This is a genomic window from Microbacterium oryzae, assembly GCF_030406385.1.
Taxonomy (GTDB): Bacteria; Actinomycetota; Actinomycetes; order Actinomycetales; family Microbacteriaceae; genus Microbacterium; species Microbacterium oryzae_A.
Genome location: NZ_JAUEPM010000001.1, coordinates 661,698 through 679,101 on the forward strand (window position 1 = coordinate 661,698; position 17,404 = coordinate 679,101).

Consider the following 17,404-nt stretch of genomic DNA (forward strand, 5'->3'; position numbering starts at 1 on the left):
GTGAGCACGCTTCTGGTCACCGGCGGCGCCGGCTTCATCGGGTCGAACTTCGTCCACCACGTCATCGCGCACACCGATCACCGGGTGGTGGTGCTGGACAAGCTCACCTACGCCGGGAACCGGGCCTCGCTTGCGGGGCTGCCGGAGGACCGGGTGGAGCTGGTGGTGGGCGACATCGCCGACGCGGCCCTGGTGGATGAGCTGTTCTCTCGGGTGGATCAGGTGGTCCACTACGCCGCGGAGTCCCACAACGACAACTCGCTGAACGACCCGCGCCCGTTCCTCGACACGAACATCATCGGCACGTACACGCTGCTGGAGGCCGCGCGTCGTCACGACCGCCGGTTCCATCACATCTCCACCGACGAGGTGTACGGGGACCTGGAGCTGGACGACCCGGAGCGCTTCACCGAGTCGACCCCGTACAACCCCTCCTCCCCCTACTCCTCGACGAAGGCGGGGTCGGATCTGCTCGTGCGGGCGTGGGTGCGCTCGTTCGGGGTGCGGGCGACGATCTCGAACTGCTCCAACAACTACGGCCCCTACCAGCATGTGGAGAAGTTCATCCCGCGGCAGATCACGAACGTGATCCGCGGGATCCGCCCGAAGCTGTACGGGGCGGGCGAGAACGTGCGCGACTGGATCCACGCCGACGATCACTCCTCCGCGGTGCTGCGGATCCTCGAGGCGGGCGAGATCGGGCAGACGTACCTCATCGGCGCGGACGGGGAGAAGAACAACAAGGACGTCGTGGAGCTGATCCTGCGTCTGATGGGGCAGCCCGAGAACGCGTACGACCACGTCACCGACCGGGCAGGGCACGACCTGCGGTACGCGATCGACTCCACCAGGCTCCGCACCGAGCTGGGGTGGGAGCCCCGCTACCGGGACTTCGAGGCGGGCCTTGCGGCGACGATCGACTGGTACCGGGAGAACGAGGACTGGTGGGCGCCGGCGAAGGACGGCGTCGAGGCGTTCTACGCCGCGAAGGGACAGTGACCGTGTTCGGCAAGCCCCTCACCGGCAGCCCGACCGCGATCCCGGGGCTGGTGGAGTTCGACCTGCCCGTTCACGGCGACGCGCGCGGCTGGTTCAAGGAGAACTGGCAGCGCGAGAAGATGACCGCCGCGGGGCTTCCCGACTTCGGTCCCGTGCAGAACAACATCTCCTTCAACGACGCTCTCGGCACCACCCGCGGCATCCACGCCGAACCATGGGACAAGTTCGTCTCCGTCGCCACCGGCCGCATCTTCGCCGCGTGGGTCGACCTGCGCGGGGGGCCGAGCTTCGGCGCCGTGCACACCGCCGAGCTCGACCCGTCCAAGGCCGTGTTCGTGCCCCGCGGGGTCGGGAACAGCTACCAGACGCTCGAACCCGACACCGCGTACACGTACCTCGTCAACGACCACTGGTCCCCGACCGCGTCGTACTCCTTCCTCAACCTCGCCGACGAAACCGCCGCGATCGCCTGGCCCATCCCGCTCGAAGACGCCGAGATCAGCGACAAGGACCGCGCGCACCCGCGCCTGGAGGACGTCACCCCCGTCCCGCCGCGGAAGACCCTCATCCTCGGCGCGAACGGGCAGCTCGGCCGCGCCCTGCGCGACCTGTACGGCACCGCGCCCCACGTCGAGTACGCCACCCGCACCGACCTCGACCTCGCCTCCCCCGACCTTCCCACCGCCCGCCGGTGGCGGGACTACGACACCATCGTCAACGCCGCCGCCCACACCGCCGTCGACCAGGCCGAGACCCCCGAAGGCCGCGCCCAGGCGTGGGCGGCGAACGTCGCCGGCGTCACCGCCCTGGCCCGCATCGCCACCGAGCACGGCCTCACCCTCGTCCACGTCTCCAGCGACTACGTCTTCGACGGCACCGCGAACACCCCCTACCCCGAGGACGCGCCGCTGTCGCCCCTGGGCGTGTACGGGCAGACCAAGGCCGCCGGCGACCAGATCGCCGCGACCGTCCCCCGCCACTACATCGTGCGCACCAGCTGGGTCATCGGCGACGGGAAGAACTTCGTCACCACCATGGCCTCGCTCGCCGCCCGCGGCATCGACCCCGCCGTCGTCGACGACCAGACCGGCCGGCTCACCTTCACCGACGACATCGCCGCCGGCATCCACCACCTCCTCACCACCCGCCCCGCCTACGGCGTCTACAACCTCACCGGCACCGGCGAGCCCGCCACCTGGGCCGACATCGCCCGCCGCGTCTACGCCCTCACCGGACACGACCCGAACCGCGTCGCCCCCGTCAGCACCGACGCCTACTACGCCACCGCCACCGGGCCCATCGCCCCCCGCCCCCGCAACAGCGTCCTCGACCTCACCCGCATCCAGGACGCCGGCTACACCCCCGCCGACGCCGACACCCGCCTCGCCGCCTACCTCGAGAGCCGGTGAACGCGAGCACACCCCGCCCCGCCCGCGCCGACATCCAGGCGCTGCGCGCCCTCGCGGTGCTCGGCGTCGTGCTGTTCCACATCTGGCCGCGCGCGCTGCCGGGGGGCTACGTCGGCGTCGACGTCTTCTTCGTCATCTCCGGCTACCTCATCACCGGCCAGCTCGCGCGCGCGCGTGAGCGGGGGACGCTCCGTCTCGGGGCGTTCTGGGCCGCCCGCGCCCGACGGCTGCTGCCGGCGAGCCTCCTCGTCCTCCTCGCGAGCATCGCCCTCGTCCTGCTGTGGACGCCGGCGCCGCTGCGGGGCGACGATCTCCGCTCGATCGTCGGGAGCGCGCTCTATGTCGTGAACTGGCAGCTCGCGGCGGACGGCGTCGACTACCTCGCGCACGACGCCGCGCCGCCGATCGCCCAGCACTACTGGTCGCTGTCCGTCGAGGAGCAGTTCTACGTGCTGTGGCCGCTGCTGCTGCTGGCCGTCACCGCTGCGGCCGGCGCGCGCAGCTCACGGCGGCGCCTGGCGATCGGAGCGGCGGTCATCGCGGCCGCCGGCTTCGGCGCCAGCGTGTGGCTGACGTCGACGAGCTACCCCTTGGGCTACTTCTCGACCGTCAGCCGGCTCTGGGAGTTCGCGCTCGGCGCGATCGTCGCGCTGCTGCCGCGCCTCGTGCTCCCCCGCGCGGCGCACCTCGCCGCCTGGCTCGCCGCGCTCGCGCTGGTCGTCGCGACCCTCCGCGCCTACGACGACGCGACGCCGTTCCCCGGCCCCGCCGCCCTCCTCCCCACCGCGGCCACCGCGATCCTCATCGCGCTCGGCGCCGGGCCGCTCGAGCGCGTCGTCGCCTGGCGGCCGCTGCAGTGGCTCGGCGATCGCTCCTACAGCATCTACCTCTGGCACTGGCCGCTCGTCGTCATCGCCCCCCACGCGCTCGGCCGGCCACCGGAGCTGCCCGAGAACCTCGCGCTCCTCGTCGCGACCGTCGTCCTGGCCGCCCTGACCAAGCGCTTCGTCGAGGACCCGGTCCGCTTCGCACCGCGAGCGCGCAGCTTCCGCTCGTCGTCCGTGCTCGTCCTCACCGCGGCGGCCATGGCGGTCGTCGTCGCGGGCGCCGCGGTGCCGATGTGGCGGCAGGCCGCCGTCGCGGCCGAGCGGAGTGCGACGGCCGCCGAGAGCCTCCGCGATCCAGGTCAGTGCCGGGGAGCTGCGGCGCTCCTCGACGACGGCTGCGCGGGCGTCCTCGACGACCCCATCGCGCAGGCCGACCTCATCCCGGCGCCCGCCGGCCTCCGCGACGACATCGGCGACGCCTTCGCCTGCTACGACTTCGACCCGACCGCCGGGGGCGACCTCACCACGTGCGCGTTCGGCTCAGACGACCCCGACGCGCTGCGCATCGCACTGCACGGGGACTCGCACGCCGCCATGCTCATCCCCACGCTGCGCGAGACCGCCGCCGACCGCGGCTGGCACGTCGACGTCTTCGTCGGCCGCGGCTGCGTCTGGCAGGAGCCGGCTCCCGCCGACTGCGCCGACCACGTCGAGAAGCTCGACGGCGAGCTCGCATCGGGGGCGTACGACGCCGTCCTCGTCACCGCCGTGAACGCCGCAGAGCGCGACGCCGAGGCGCGAGCCGCGGCGGCCGCCCGTTACGCGGACGCCTGGCGGCACGCGCAGGACGCCGGCACACGGGTCGTCGCCGTCGCCGACAACCCCCGCGTCCCGGCCGCCGCCCAGGACTGCGTCGCCGCGGCGGGCGAGCTGACCGCCGGCACCTGCGCCGTCCCCCGCGCCGATGCCGCGCTCGCGGACGATCCGCTGCGGGCCGCAGCCGCCGCGATGGGCGCCCCGCTCGTGGATCTGAGCGACGCGTACTGCACCGACGCGGTGTGCCCCATGATGCTGGGAGGGGTGCTCGTCTATCGCGACCTGCATCACCTCACGGCGTCCTTCAGCACCACCCTCGGCCATCCGCTCGCCGACCGGATCGCCGCGGCCCTCGCCGAGACCCCGCCCAGCCCGAGGAGCAGCTCATGAAGAACGCCGGATCCGTGCTGGTCTTCCCGACCTGGCCCGAGAACCCGTACCTCAACCTCCTCGAGCTGTCGGCACGTGCCGCGGGCTACCGCTTCGCGGGGGCCACCACGCACTCCGAGCTGCTGCGCGAGCTGCGACGACTGCGCGGCGGCGATGTCGCGCACGTCCATTGGACGACTCCGCTCGTGCAGGAGGCCGCCGACGATGCCGACGCCGGCGAGCGGCTGCTGGCCCTGCTCGACGCCCTCCGGGCCGCACGTCGCCGCGGCGCGCGGCTGATCTGGACCATCCACAATCGCCTGCCGCACGAGCTGCGGTTCCGCGAGCGCGAGATCGCGCTCTACCAGGGCCTCGCCGACCTCGCCGATGTCGTGCACGTCATGGCACCCGACACGGCGCGGGTGGTGTCGGATGTCGTCGCCCTCGATCCGCGGAAGGTGCGGGTCATCCCCCACCCCAGCTACGAGGGGATCTACGACGTCGGCGGCGTCGACCGGGAGGCCGCGCGCGTGGCCTTCGACCTCGCACCGCAGGAGCGGGCGGTGCTCTTCCTCGGCCAGATCCGTCCGTACAAGGGCGTCGACGCGCTCATCGAGGCCGCGGCGGCCACCGACGGCGATATCGCGCTCCTCCTCGCCGGCGTGGTGAAGGAGCAGTCCGCCGATGACGTCGCCGCGCTCATCCCGGATGGCCTGCGCGCGATCACGCACTTCTCCTTCGTGCCCGACGGCGACCTCGCGCGCTGGTTCCGGGCGTCCGACGTGGCGGTGTTCCCCTATCGCGCCATCCTCAACTCGGGGAGCGTGCACCTGGCCGCGACGTTCCGCCTGCCGGTCGTGCTGCCCGACGAACCGCACCTGCGCGAGCAGTTCGGCGGCGAGCCGTGGGTGGCGTTCTTCGACACAGCGCGGCCCGCGCAATCGATCGCGGAGCTCCTCGCGGACCGCGACCTGTTCGAGGCGGTGACCGAGGCGGATTTCGCCGCGTTCACCGCGCCCATCTCGCCCTGGCGCACCGCCCGCGCCTACCGCGCCCTCCTCGACGAGCTCAGCGGCGGAGGCGAGCGCGCGCGATGATCACCGCGCGGCGCATCGCGCGCGGCGCCCAGTGGCGACGACGGCGCACCACGGTGACGCCGTCCACCCTCGCGTAGAGGAGCGGATCCCGCGGAGCGTACGCGGGCAGCTCGCCCTCCCCCGGCACCGCGACAGCGCATCGGGCGACCGCGTCGCGGAGAGCCGGGGTGAGGGGGCGGTGCATGGGAAGCGCGCGGACCGCGAAGACCGCCTGCCACCGCCATCCGCCGGCGTCGTCGGCACGCCAGCGGACGTCCGACGGCTCGATCACGGGGGCGCCCGCGAACTCGCCGTCGTGCAGCACGGGCAGAGCGGCTCTCGCGCCCTCGGCGCTCTTCCCTTCCACGAGCAGCGCCCCGTGGCGGAGCCGGCCGACACGGGTGACGCGGCCGGCCATCCGCTCGCGCGCCGCCAGCGCGCGCTCGGCGTCCGCGTCGGAGAGCCGCGCCTCGGGCACCAGCATGACCGCGCGCTCGCCGAGCACGCGGCGCACGGTGCGCTCCAGCCGCAGCCAGTCGGCGAGCGCCGCGGGTTGCACGCGCAGCGCGGTGGTGAGGGGCGTGATGAGCGCTTCCACCTCGGCCGGGGTCAGCGCGGCGACCTCGCCGAGGCGCTCGAGCGCCGCGGTCCAGTCCGCCGCCACGTCGTCCTCGGCGGGAAGCGCGAGCAGCCAGCGCGCGAGCGGCCGCGCGGCCGCGTGCTCACCCGCGACGACGAGGCGCAGCACGAGCGCGCGCAGCGGGTCGCCGTCGGAGACCGGGGGCGTCGCGTCGAGCAGGGCGCGCACGGCCTCCCGCACGGCCGCCGCGTCGTCCGCGTCGGCCCGGGCGGCCCAGCGCGCGATGTGGATGAAGCCGTCGCGCTCCCGCACCAGCTCGGCGTACACGGCCGACAGCCCCGCATCGCCCGCGTCGGCCACCAGTCGCGCGCAGGCGAGCTCCTGGCCGAGGTAGCTCAGCAGCGACGGCGCCGCATCCGCCCGCGCCGACATCGAGGTCGCCCCCGGCCGCTCGCGATAGAGGTACACGACGTCCGGGATGATGTCCACGCGTCGGGCCAGCAGGTACGCGCGCACCATCGGCACGATGTCGTTCGAGCGCGGCACATCGGGGAAGCGGGTGCCGGCGGCGCGGAGCCAGTCGAGGGCGAACGCCTTGTTCCAGCAGGGCCGGCTGAAGAGCAGCGTGGGCTCGTCGCGCAGTGCGATGCCGCTCGCCGGGTGGTCGAACGCGGGCATGGCGTCCGTCGGCCGCCAGGTGTCGGCCGGGCGGAATTTCAGGTAGTCGCCGAACGCGATGTCCGATCCGCTGCGCTCGAGGCTCGCGACGAGCGCAGCGTACGCGCCGTCGGGGACGAGGTCGTCGCCGTCGCAGAAGACCAGGTAGCGGCCGCGCGCCGCGTCGATTCCGGTGTTCCGAGCGGTTCCCCCGCCTCGTCCCGCCGCACTCACCAGACGCACGCGCGGATCGCGAGCGGCGACATCCGCCACGATCTCGGGGGTGGCGTCGCGCGAGTCGTCGTCGACGACGAGGACCTCCATCGCGTCGACGTCCTGCGCGAGGACGGTCTCGAGCGTCTCGCCGATCCACGGCGCCACGTCGTGCACGGGGATGACGACGGACAGGACCGGGCGCTCAGTCACCACCCGATCCTATCCGCGCGGGGGTCACCGGACTGACGAGCCCTTCGGCAGGAAGTCGACCGTCTGGGTCGGGAGAGTGAGGATGGCCGGCCACTTTCCGCCTGCCAGGCGGCGCACCGCGGTGACCGACGTGACATGCCGCAGCCGGCCGCCGTCGAGGACGTACACCCGATCGCTCTTCGCCGCCTTCACGAAGATCCGTCCCTGGACGCGGGCGCCCGACCGGTCCAGCTTCTTGCACGTCGCGGTGTCCAGCGTCGTGGTCGAGAAGCCGGCCGTGGTGCTCACCGGCCGCAGCGTGCCGCTCGCGGCGACGTAGGTCGTCGTGCCGCACTTCGCGAACAGGCCCAGCGTGCCCTTGTCGGCATAGCCCGTGAGAGTGGTGGACGTCACGTTCGCGTCGACGCCGCGCCCGAGTCCGTACTCGTCGGCGAGGCCCCAGCTCGGCAGGTAGACGAGGTGCTTGTCGGACGTGGGGAGGTAGACGCGCGCGGAGGTGGTGCGCTTCACCCAGCTCCCCCGCGCGAACCGCATCTCGGCGACCGTGTACTTCTTCTGCGCGGCGGCGGACATGACGGCGGCGTACGGCGCGGACGAGCCCGTGTACGCCGCGACGGCGGCGCTGTCGTAGAGCGGCACGAGCCGCGAGCCGCTGACGATGTGCAGCCGGCCGTTCGACGACCGGCGCGCGACGTTCGTCACGGCCGATCCCTTCCCGACCGACGTGTAGGTCGAGGCCGCCAGGGCCAGCTCGGTGCCGCACCTGCCGCCCCACTGCGCCACCTGCGTGCATGTCGCGAACCGGTGCCGCTTGCCGCCCTGCAGCAGGGCCACCTCACCGCTGGTGGCGTTGCGGATGAACAGCGATGCGGTGCCCTTCGTCGGGTACGCGGCGGCGGCATCCGCCGACACCTCGCGCCATGCGCCGAAGGCGGCCTTGTACTCGGCGAGTGTCGCCGACGTGACGTGGACCTTGCTCGTGCCGTTCACGAGGTAGATGTCGCGGCTGTCGACGCGGATGAGCCCCGTCATGGCGGCGCGGGTAGGACCGAACCAGTCCGTGAAGTAGTTGTAGAAGTTGCGGTTGCCGTAAGCCGAGCACGCGTCGCCCGTGCCGTAGCCCGCGCGCAGCGCGGCCGCGTTCGGCTGGTACGGCGTGTAGTAGTACAGGCTCGCGGTGGCCTTGTTCTTGATCGTGACCGCACCCGACCCGCAGGACGCATCGGGGTGGTACTGGACGCGGGAGGACTTCCCCACGGGGAACCAGGTGAACCAGCTGGACTTGGCGTAGACCTGGTACTGGCGCGCCGCCCCGTAGACCTGGTTCTGGAAGCCGTAGTAGCGGGTGTCGCACGCGGCGGTGTCGGGGCACGCCATGCCCATCGCGATCGTATAGCGCCAGTCGCTCGGCCAGGTGTGCGTGACGAGGCCCTGCTCCTTCTGCAGCATCACCAGCAGCACCTGCGGGTTGATGCCGCACGCCTGCGCAACCTTGGCGATGATCGTCGCTGCGCTCTCGTTCGCCGCACCCGCGTACGGCCTGGTGCAGTAGGTGTCGGCCTTCCGCGTGCTCGTGGTCATCCGGAAGTCCTTCAGACACGTATAGCCCGACTGACAGGTCGGCACCTTGCTCTTCAAGAAGGTCTGGATCTGCGCGGCGCTCATCGCACCGCTGTTGTAGAAGACGGCGTCGCTGACGATGTCGCCCGCGTCGAACCCGACGAGGCTCACCGCGCGGGCTCGCAGCTCCGCACCCTCCTCCACGACCGCCTCGTCGGGAGTGGTGTCGTGCGCGAGCCGGTCCATCTCCTCCGGAGCGAGCTCCTCGGGTGCGGGAGTCGGGGTCGCCTTCGGCGCCGGGGTCGCGGATGGCGCAGCGGCCGGCTTCGCAGCGGCGGGCGCGGTCGGCGTCGGGCGGGGAGCGGCGGTCGCGGGCGGCGTGCCGGGCGCGGTGGTGGCGGAGACGACCGGCTCGGCCTCGGGTGTCGTCGCGGCCGCCGCGCTGGCGGCGGTGAGCGATCCGGCGAGGAGGCCGAGGACGACGAGGGCGGAGACGGTCAGGCGTCCGCGCGCGGCGGCGGACGCGCGGAGGAGCGGGCGGGCACGCATTCGATCAGTATGTCGGAACCGGACGCGCACCCCTTGCGCAGGGGTCTCCCGCGCGGTCATGAAAGGATTGACGGGTTGCACCGCACGGATGAGCCGCCGGCTCTCGCGCGGTTGGAGTCGGCCAGAGGGGTTTCAGGCGTCATGAAGTTGAGTGTGATCGGTTGCGGTTATCTGGGTGCGGTGCACGCGGCCGCGATGGCGTCGCTCGGGCACGAGGTCGTCGGTGTGGATGTCGACGCGGCGAAGATCGACAAGCTCGCCGCAGGTGAGACGCCGTTCTTCGAGCCCGGTCTGGGCGAGATCCTCCAGGCGGGCCTGGCATCGGGCCGCCTGTCGTTCACGACCGACATGTCCGCCGCCGCCGGCGCGAAGGTGCACTTCATCGCCGTGGGCACCCCGCAGCGCAAGGACGGCACCGGCGCGGACATGACCTACGTCAACTCCTCCGTCGAGGCGCTGCTGCCCCACCTGGGCGAGGGCGACCTCGTCGCTGGCAAGTCCACCGTCCCCGTCGGCACGGCCCAGCGCCTGTCCGAGCTCGTCGCGCCCACCGGCGCGCACCTGGCGTGGAACCCCGAGTTCCTCCGCGAGGGCTTCGCGGTCAAGGACACCGTCGAGCCCGACCGGCTCGTGTACGGCGTCTCCGACACCACCGGCGAGACCGACACGGCCACCCTCGACGAGGTGTACGCCACCGCGCTCGCCGCCGGCACCCCGCGCCTGGTGACCGGGTACGCGACCGCCGAGCTGGTGAAGGTCGCCGCGAACAGCTTCCTGGCCACGAAGATCAGCTTCATCAACGCCATGGCCGAGATCGCCGAGGCCACCGGCGCCGACGTCACCCAGCTCGCCGACGCGATCGGGCACGACAACCGCATCGGGCGCCGCTTCCTCAACGCCGGCGTCGGCTTCGGCGGCGGGTGCCTCCCCAAGGACATCCGCGCCTTCGCCGCCCGCGCCGAGGAGCTCGGCAAGGGCGAGTCCGTGGCGTTCCTGAAGCAGGTCGACGAGATCAACCTCCGCCGCCGCCAGCGGGTGGTCGACCTCGTCACCCACAGCTTCGACGACCACGTCAACGGCCACCGCGTCGCCGTGCTCGGCCTGGCGTTCAAGCCCGACAGCGACGACACCCGCGACTCCCCCGCCCTCGACGTCGCCGTGCGCCTCAAGGGCCTCGGAGCCGACGTCATCGCCTACGACCCCGAGGCCATCGCCAACGCCCGCCGCGCTCACCCGCAGCTCGCGTACGCGGACTCCCTCGACGACGCCCTCACCGGCGCCGAGACCGTCGTCATCGCCACCGAGTGGAAGGCGTTCCGCGCCCTCGACGCCGCCGAGACCGCGCAGAAGGTCGCCCGCCCCGTCATCATCGACGGCCGCAACATCCTCTCCCCCGACCACTGGCGCGACGCCGGCTGGACCTACCACGGCATGGGCCGCTGACATGACCCCGCGCGTCGCGATCGTCGTCCGCACGAAGGACCGGGCCGACCTGCTCGGCCGTGCGGTGCGGAGCATCACGGCGCAGACGCTCGACGACTGGGAGGCGGTGATCGTCAACGACGGGGGCGATCCCGCCCCCGTCGACGCGCTGATCGCCGCGCTGCCGGAGGCGGATCGCGCGCGCGTGCGCGCGATCCACTCCGAGACGTCGCGCGGACGGTGGGTCAGCGCGAACGCGGGAGTCCTCGGGACGTCGGCGCCTCTGCTCGTGCTGCACGACGACGACGACACGTGGCACCCCGAGTTCCTCGAGCGCGCGGCGACGTACCTCGACGAGAACCCGGATCGCGGTGGCGTCGTCTCCCGCATCGAGATCGTGTGGGAGACCCTCGAGGACGACCGGCTCGTGCCCGTCCGGCGGGAGGTCTTCCAGCCGCACCTGCCCGCCCCCACGCTCGCGGACACGCTGCTGTTCAACCGCTACGTGCCGATCGGGTTCGTCTACCGCCGCGCGCTCCACGAGGAGCTGGGGCTGTACGACGACCGGCTGCCGGTGGTGGGCGACTGGGAGTTCAACCTCCGCGTGCTCGCGCGAGGCGCCCTCGAGTACCTCTCCGACGATCCGTACGCCTACTGGCACCAGCGGACCGGGGCCGACGGCAGCGCCGGCAACAGCGTGATCTCCTCGCGCGGCGAGCACGAGAAGCACGACGCCCTCATCCGCGACCGCGCGCTGCGCGAGTACGTCGACGAGAACGGCCTCGGCCTCGTGCTCTATCTCACGAAGTTCATCGACCGCCGCTTCGTCGACGTCGAGAACGGCATCCGCGACGAGGTGCGCCGCGAGGTGGGCCGCTTCAACGTGGTCGCCCGCGGCTACGACAAGCTGCGCCGCCGCCTCGCCCGCTGAATCCGGCCCGCGCGAGCGCTCGCGCCGTGCATCCACGTGCCGAGACAGCGCCATCGCTCCGACACGGCATGCGCCGCACGCGGTGTCGGAGCGGACGCTGGCCCCTCGGAGCGCCCGCGCGGTCTCGGAGCGCCCGCGAGCGCCCGCGAGCGCCCGCGCGACCGAGCTCAGTGCGGGGTGGTGCGCACGAGCTCGACGGCTTCCTCGATGGGGCCGTCGAAGAGCACCTTGTGCTCGTGGATGAAGATGCCGCGCGAGCACAGGCGCCTGACGGTGCCCATGTCGTGGCTGACGACGAGCATCGTGACGCCCTTGGCGGTGAGCTCCTCGATCTTCGCGTAGCACTTCTGCCGGAACGGGGCGTCGCCCACCGACAGCACCTCGTCGACGAGCAGCACGTCGAGGTCGACGTGGATCGCCACCGCGAACGCGAGGCGCATGAACATGCCCGAGGAGTAGTGCTTCACCTCGGTGTCGATGAAGTCGCCGATCTCGCTGAACGCGACGATGTCGTCGAAGCGCGCCTCGATCTCCTCCTGCTTCATGCCGAGGATGGCCGCGTTCAGGTACACGTTCTCGCGCCCCGACAGGTCGGGGTGGAACCCCGCGCCGACTTCGATGAGGCCCGCGACGCGGCCGCGGGTGAAGACGCGCCCCTCGTCGGGCTCGAGGACGCCGGAGACGAGCTTCAGCGTCGTGGACTTGCCCGACCCGTTGAACCCGAGCACGGCGACGGACTCGCCCTCGCCGATCTGGAAGCTGACGTCGTCGAGCGCGGTGAAGACATCGCTGCGGACCTTCTTGCGCTTGATCCAGCCGATGAACGCCTCCTTGAAGGAGTGCGTATTCCGCTTGAGGAACATCTTCGACACGTGGTCGATGACGATGGCCGGCTTCGTGGCCGACGTGACGGTGAGAGTGTTCGACATCACAGGTCCTGGGCGAAGGTGCGCTCGAAGCGGCGGAACGTGAGCTGTCCGATCATGAGGATGACGACGCAGATCACGACAGCCACGCCGAGGTACACGGTGAAGTGCGGCGGGAAGCCGTGGGGCTGCTTCTCGGCGGCGGAGCCGACGGTGGGCTCCCAGAAGGTCCAGTGGAACAGCTCCACGGCGATCGTGACGGGGTTCGACATGTAGAGGTGCAGGACCCAGCCGCTGGCCTTCTCGGCGACGAGCGTCCAGGCGTACAGCACCGGCGAGGCCCACGTCGAGACCATGCGGATGATCTCGACGAAGTTCTGCGCGTCGCGGTAGCGCACGTTGATCCCGGCGAAGAAGAGGCCGAGCCCCAGCGCGAGAGCGGCGACCAGGGCCATCCCCAGGAGCATCGCGCCGATCCCCGCGAACGTGGGAAGCCATCCGTAGAGCAGGGCGACGACGAGCAGGATGGCCAGCTGCGGCAGGAAGTGGATGAACGCGACCGTGACGGCGGAGATCGGGAAGAGCTCCCGCGGCAGGTAGATCTTCTTCACCAGCGCGCGGTTGTCGACGATCGCGGTCGTGGAGTTACCGAAGGCCTCGTTGAAGAAGTTCACCGCGACCAGCCCGGCGAACAGGTAGATCGGGAAGTTCGTGATGCCGCGGTTGCCGTCGAAGATGTATCCCACGACGAGGAAGTACATGAGGAACTGGATGCCGGGCTTGACATACGACCAGGTCCAGCCGAGCACCGAGTTGCGGTAGCGGGTCGCCGTGCCCTTGCGCACGAGGAGGCGCAGGAGATAGCGCCAGCGGAAGACGTCGGCGAGCCCGCGGCCCCGTCCGGGGACGTCGTACTCCGAGAGATCGATCGTCGTCACTGCTGCGCGCCCTGCCTCGTCAATCGGGAAAAAGCCACACGCGATCCTATCGCCGCACCCCCGGGCAACCTGGAGGCCAGCCCCGAAGCGGAAGTCACAGCTCGGCGTGCAGCTGCCACACCTTCTCGGCCGCGCCGTGCCAGGAGAACGCCCGCGAGCGGTCGCGCGCCCGCAGCCCGAGCGAGGTCGGGTCTCCCGCGAGCACCGCGACGAGCGCGTCGGCCATCTCATCGGCGGGCACCACGGCGCCGCCGTCGAGCACCACCTCGCGGTGGCCGTCGGCGTCGATCGCGATGACGGGCGTGCCGAGCGTCATGGCCTCGACGACGCGCCACGGCCACACCGCCCGCGTCGATCCGGCGAGGAACGCCCCCGCCGCTCCCAGGACCGCCGCGCGGTCGCCGCGGTCCAGGAAGCTGTGCGGATGGACGCGCTCCGCCCCGAGTCCGGCCTCCTCCGCGATCGCGTGGACCGACGCGAAGTGCCGCTCCGGCACATCCAGCACCACGACATCCGATCCGGCGGCGCGCGCGGCCGCGAACACGCGCGCGAGGCCATCCGAGGGCGCCGCCGTGCCGGCCGCGGCCACGAACGCGGGCGGCAGCCCGAGGTCCCGCCGACGCGCCTCGGCGTCGGTCGGCAGCGCGAACCCCTCCGGCGGCGCACCGGCGATGACGCGGATGCGGCCGCGCAGGGCGGCGATGGCGTCGAGGCGCTCGGCCACGGCGTGCGTGGGCACGACGACGGCGTCCGCGTGCCTCTGCGCCCGGCGCAGCAGCGCCTGCTCGAGGGCTGCCGCTCCGCGCGCCAGCTCCTCAGGCGCCTCCCAGGCGCGCAGATCCCAGACCGTGACCGCCGTCTGGGCCGCGGGGCGCTCGTGGCGCACAAGCGGCGCGAGCAGCGTCGGAGAGTGAATGAGGCCGTCCTCCGGTGCCATCCCCATCCGCCATGCCGCGGCGAGCTCGCGCCGTCCGCGCGTCAGTCGCTTCTCCGCGGCGAGCCCCGGCACGTCCAGCGGCGCACCGGCGGGCGCGATCGCGTCGACCACGCACCCGGCGGGGGCGGCCTCGACCAGCAGACGCGCCAGATCCCGCGAGGCGGCGGCGAGGTCGGGATCGGCGGGCGCCACGAGCTGATCCAGGACGACCCGCAGGCGCACGGTCATCCGGCGCTCGAGCCCGGGTGGAGCACCTCCTGCAGGTACGCGTGGATCGCGTCGAAGTCGGGGTCCTCCTGATCCACCGCCAGGGGCCCCTCGGGGGTGAGCTCGACGGATGTCATGGGCTGGCTCTTCGCCTGGACGGCCAGATCCAGGAAGGTCGGCAGCAGCGACTGCGGGATGTCGGTCTCGACGATCGCGGTGCCGGCGCGCGCCACGTCCTGGAAGCGCATCACGACGTTCTCCGGCGTGAACTGCGCGAGGATGGCCTCCTGCAGCTGGCGCTGGCGCTGCATGCGGTCCCAGTCGCTCGTCGTGTAGCGCGACCGCGCGTACCACTGGGCGGTGTTGCCGTCCATGTGCTGGGCACCCGGCTCGATCCATCCGGTCGCCCAGTCCTCGGCGGGCTGCCCCTCGTACGCGGGACCGCCGCCCTCGGGCAGGCGCTGGGCCACCTCGATGTCGACGCCGCCGAGCGCGTCGACGAGGGCGGCGAAGCCGTTCATGTCGATGAAGGCGTAGTACGGGATCTCGAGCCCCGTGACGCCCTCGGCGGCGTCCTTCGTCGCCTCCACGCCCGGCTCGGATCCGTGCTTCGCGGCATCGGGGTACAGCGCGGCGCCCTGGTCGTCGCGGCAGACCTGCGCGGCCTGCCGGATGTGGTTCATCCAGTCGTCCCAGCCGCACTCCGCGTCGGCGTGCCCCTCGAACCCGGTCGGGTACAGCGCCGCCATCGGGCTGCCCTCGCTGAACGGCGCTCCGCCGAGCTCGCGCGGGATGCCGGTGATCGTCACGGCGCCGGTCGTCGCCTCGATGGAGACCACCGAGATGCTGTCGAAGCGCATGGAGTCGCGGCCGTCGCCGGAGTCGGCGCCCAGCAGCAGGATGTTGTAGTACCCGTCGCTCGGCGGCACGACCGGCGCGCTGGCGGCGAAGATCGACCCGAAGGCGCTGGAGGCCGCGATGAGCCGCGGCGCGGCGTAGGCGACGGATCCGCCGGTGAGCACCATGAGCGCGATGCTGAGCAGGGCGATGCCGAAGCGCGCGGGGCTCTTGGTGCGGACGAGCCGCACGAGCCGCAGCGTGTCGATCGCGAGGACCAGCCACAGCACGCCGTAGCCGACCGAGAGCACAGCGAGGCCGATGAGGACGTAGGTGTTCAGCAGCACCGTGAGGGCGCCATCCCGCCACAGCAGGAACGCGAGCGCCGCCACGACGGCGACCACCCACGACGTCAGCGTCGCACCCAGGCCGAATCGTCCCAGCCGCCGGCTGCCGGCGAGGACCTGCGCGGAGCCGGGGATGACCCATCCGAGGAGGACGAGCCACCAGCCGCGCCGCGTCATGAGGGCGGCGTTCGCCGGGTCGGGGTGCCGCATCGGGCGCGCGAGGGCGACGGCGCTCGGCTTCGAGATCCGTGCGCGAGGGGGCGCCGCTGCGGCAACGGTCACAGAGAGTCCTTCAGCCGGGTGTTCTTCTCCTCGACCTGGCGTTCCAGGTCGCGCGCGTACTGCTCGACGGCGTCCGCCAGGGCGGGGTCGGATGCGCCGAGGATGCGGGCGGCGAGGAGGCCGGCGTTCTTGGCGCCGTTGATGGAGACCGTGGCGACGGGAATGCCGGCGGGCATCTGCACGATGGACAGCAGCGAGTCGAGGCCCTCGAGGGTCTTCAGCTGCACCGGGACGCCGATGACCGGCAGCGCGGTGAGGGAGGCGAGCATGCCCGGGAGGTGCGCCGCGCCGCCCGCACCGGCGATGATCGCCTTCAGCCCGCGACCGCGCGCCTCGCGCCCGTAGCGGACGAGCTTGTCGACCGTGCGGTGGGCGGAGACGACCTCCACCTCATGCGCGATGCCGAACTCCGACAGCGCGTTCGAGGCGTCGACCATGACGCGCCAATCGGAGTCGGAGCCCATGACGACGCCGACGAGGGGCGCTTCGGACGTGTTCAGCACCAGACAAGGGTAGGGGGAGAGCCTGGATTTCGCCCAGAGGACGCCGCAGGGTCGCCCGCGCCGTCGCCCGCACTAGGGTCGTTGCGTGATGTGGGAGCGAGCGCGCCGGGTGGCGGGGCGGATGGCCGAGGTCGCGCAGACGGGGTCGACGAACGCCGATCTCGCCGCGGCGATCGCACGCGGCGAGGAGTGGCCGCATCTCGGCGCGCTGCTGACGCACGACCAGCGCGCGGGCCGCGGACGCCTTGATCGCCGCTGGGTGGCGCCGCCCGGGGACGCGCTCGCGCTGTCCGTCGTGGTGCGGGTGCCCCGCCTCCCCCTCGCCGCGCGGGGCTGGATCCCGCTGGCCGCCGGCGTCGCGATGCGCGACGCCATCGCCGCGCAGATCTCCGCAGAGCGGGTGGGGCTGAAGTGGCCGAACGACGTGCTCGTCGGGCCCGACCTGCGGAAGATCTGCGGCGTGCTCGCGGAGGGCACCGCAGACCCCGACGCCGTGATCGTGGGCACCGGCGTGAACACCCGGCTCGACCCCGCCGACCTGCCGGTCGAGACCGCGACGTCGTTCCCCGCGCTGGGCCTCGTCTGCGACGAGGACGCGCTGGTCGCCGACTACCTGACCGGCCTCGACGCGCTGCTGGATGGCCTCGCCAGCGCGGGCGGGGACGCCGTCGCGTCGGGCGCGCACGCCGCGGCGACCGCCGCGTGCCTCACACTCGATCGCGACGTGTCGGTCGCGCTGCCCGACGGCAGCACCCTGCGCGGACGTGCTGCCGCCATCGCCCCCGACGGGCGCCTCGTCGTCGAATCGACCGGCGCGCGCGTCGCCGTCTCGGCGGGCGACGTCGTGCACGTGCGCTGACCCCCGG

14 protein-coding genes are annotated in these 17,404 nt (G+C 72.4%); 7 read left to right on the forward strand and 7 right to left on the reverse strand.

Going from position 1 to position 17,404, the window contains the following annotated elements:
- From rfbB to QWJ90_RS03245, 4 genes are read left to right on the forward strand one after another with little or no spacing between them, the layout of a single operon-like run.
- Entirely contained in the window at nt 1-999 is a 999-nt protein-coding gene (rfbB, locus tag QWJ90_RS03230; RefSeq protein ID WP_290106153.1) for a dTDP-glucose 4,6-dehydratase, read from the forward strand.
- Complete coding sequence (locus QWJ90_RS03235) at nt 996-2,408, forward strand: bifunctional dTDP-4-dehydrorhamnose 3,5-epimerase family protein/NAD(P)-dependent oxidoreductase (RefSeq protein WP_290106154.1); 1,413 nt, start codon at nt 996-998, stop codon at nt 2,406-2,408. Before rfbB ends, QWJ90_RS03235 begins: the two co-directional genes overlap by 4 nt.
- A complete protein-coding gene (locus tag QWJ90_RS03240) occupies nt 2,405-4,441 on the forward strand; it encodes an acyltransferase family protein (protein ID WP_290106155.1) in 2,037 nt (678 codons plus the stop codon). The genes QWJ90_RS03235 and QWJ90_RS03240 overlap by 4 nt, the downstream gene beginning before the upstream one ends.
- On the forward strand, nt 4,438-5,517 hold the full coding sequence (locus QWJ90_RS03245; RefSeq protein WP_290106156.1) for a glycosyltransferase: 1,080 nt from the start codon (nt 4,438-4,440) through the stop codon (nt 5,515-5,517). Before QWJ90_RS03240 ends, QWJ90_RS03245 begins: the two co-directional genes overlap by 4 nt.
- Here the strand turns inward: QWJ90_RS03245 and QWJ90_RS03250 are convergent.
- Both QWJ90_RS03250 and QWJ90_RS03255 read right to left on the reverse strand, forming a co-directional pair.
- Nucleotides 5,489-7,159 carry a glycosyltransferase family 2 protein gene (locus QWJ90_RS03250; protein WP_290106157.1) on the reverse strand — a complete coding sequence of 557 codons (1,671 nt, stop codon included), beginning with the start codon at nt 7,157-7,159 and terminating at the stop codon, nt 5,489-5,491. The two genes, QWJ90_RS03245 and QWJ90_RS03250, sit on opposite strands and share 29 nt — an antisense overlap.
- 24 nt (nt 7,160-7,183) lie before the next feature.
- On the reverse strand, nt 7,184-9,268 hold the full coding sequence (locus QWJ90_RS03255; RefSeq protein WP_290106158.1) for a hypothetical protein: 2,085 nt from the start codon (nt 9,266-9,268) through the stop codon (nt 7,184-7,186).
- 141 nt (nt 9,269-9,409) lie between these two features.
- Here QWJ90_RS03255 and QWJ90_RS03260 point away from each other — a divergent pair, with 141 nt between their 5' ends.
- Both QWJ90_RS03260 and QWJ90_RS03265 read left to right on the forward strand, forming a co-directional pair.
- Nucleotides 9,410-10,711 (forward strand): UDP-glucose dehydrogenase family protein, encoded by a 1,302-nt coding sequence (locus QWJ90_RS03260; protein WP_290106159.1) that lies wholly within the window; start codon nt 9,410-9,412, stop codon nt 10,709-10,711.
- A gap of 1 nt (nt 10,712) precedes the next feature.
- A complete protein-coding gene (locus QWJ90_RS03265; RefSeq protein WP_290106160.1) occupies nt 10,713-11,621 on the forward strand; it encodes a glycosyltransferase family 2 protein in 909 nt (302 codons plus the stop codon).
- Between the two features lie 167 nt (nt 11,622-11,788).
- On the opposite strand, the gene QWJ90_RS03270 is transcribed toward QWJ90_RS03265, so the two are convergent.
- The 5 genes from QWJ90_RS03270 to purE form a co-directional block, all read right to left on the reverse strand.
- Nucleotides 11,789-12,550, reverse strand: coding sequence for an ABC transporter ATP-binding protein (locus QWJ90_RS03270; protein ID WP_290106161.1), 762 nt, complete (start codon nt 12,548-12,550; stop codon nt 11,789-11,791).
- Complete coding sequence (locus tag QWJ90_RS03275; RefSeq protein ID WP_290106162.1) at nt 12,550-13,425, reverse strand: ABC transporter permease; 876 nt, start codon at nt 13,423-13,425, stop codon at nt 12,550-12,552. The genes QWJ90_RS03270 and QWJ90_RS03275 overlap by 1 nt, the downstream gene beginning before the upstream one ends.
- Before the next feature lie 94 nt (nt 13,426-13,519).
- Complete coding sequence (locus tag QWJ90_RS03280; RefSeq protein ID WP_290106163.1) at nt 13,520-14,590, reverse strand: glycosyltransferase; 1,071 nt, start codon at nt 14,588-14,590, stop codon at nt 13,520-13,522.
- The gene (locus tag QWJ90_RS03285) at nt 14,587-16,035 is read right to left on the reverse strand and encodes an LCP family protein (protein ID WP_290106164.1); all 1,449 of its coding nucleotides are present in this window, start codon (nt 16,033-16,035) and stop codon (nt 14,587-14,589) included. The genes QWJ90_RS03280 and QWJ90_RS03285 overlap by 4 nt, the downstream gene beginning before the upstream one ends.
- Nucleotides 16,032-16,499 (reverse strand): 5-(carboxyamino)imidazole ribonucleotide mutase, encoded by a 468-nt coding sequence (gene purE, locus QWJ90_RS03290; protein ID WP_290106359.1) that lies wholly within the window; start codon nt 16,497-16,499, stop codon nt 16,032-16,034. Before purE ends, QWJ90_RS03285 begins: the two co-directional genes overlap by 4 nt.
- A 127-nt stretch (nt 16,500-16,626) precedes the next feature.
- On the opposite strand from purE, the gene QWJ90_RS03295 reads away from it, so the two are divergent.
- On the forward strand, nt 16,627-17,397 hold the full coding sequence (locus QWJ90_RS03295) for a biotin--[acetyl-CoA-carboxylase] ligase (RefSeq protein ID WP_290106360.1): 771 nt from the start codon (nt 16,627-16,629) through the stop codon (nt 17,395-17,397).
- The last annotated feature ends 7 nt before the right edge of the window (nt 17,398-17,404 follow it).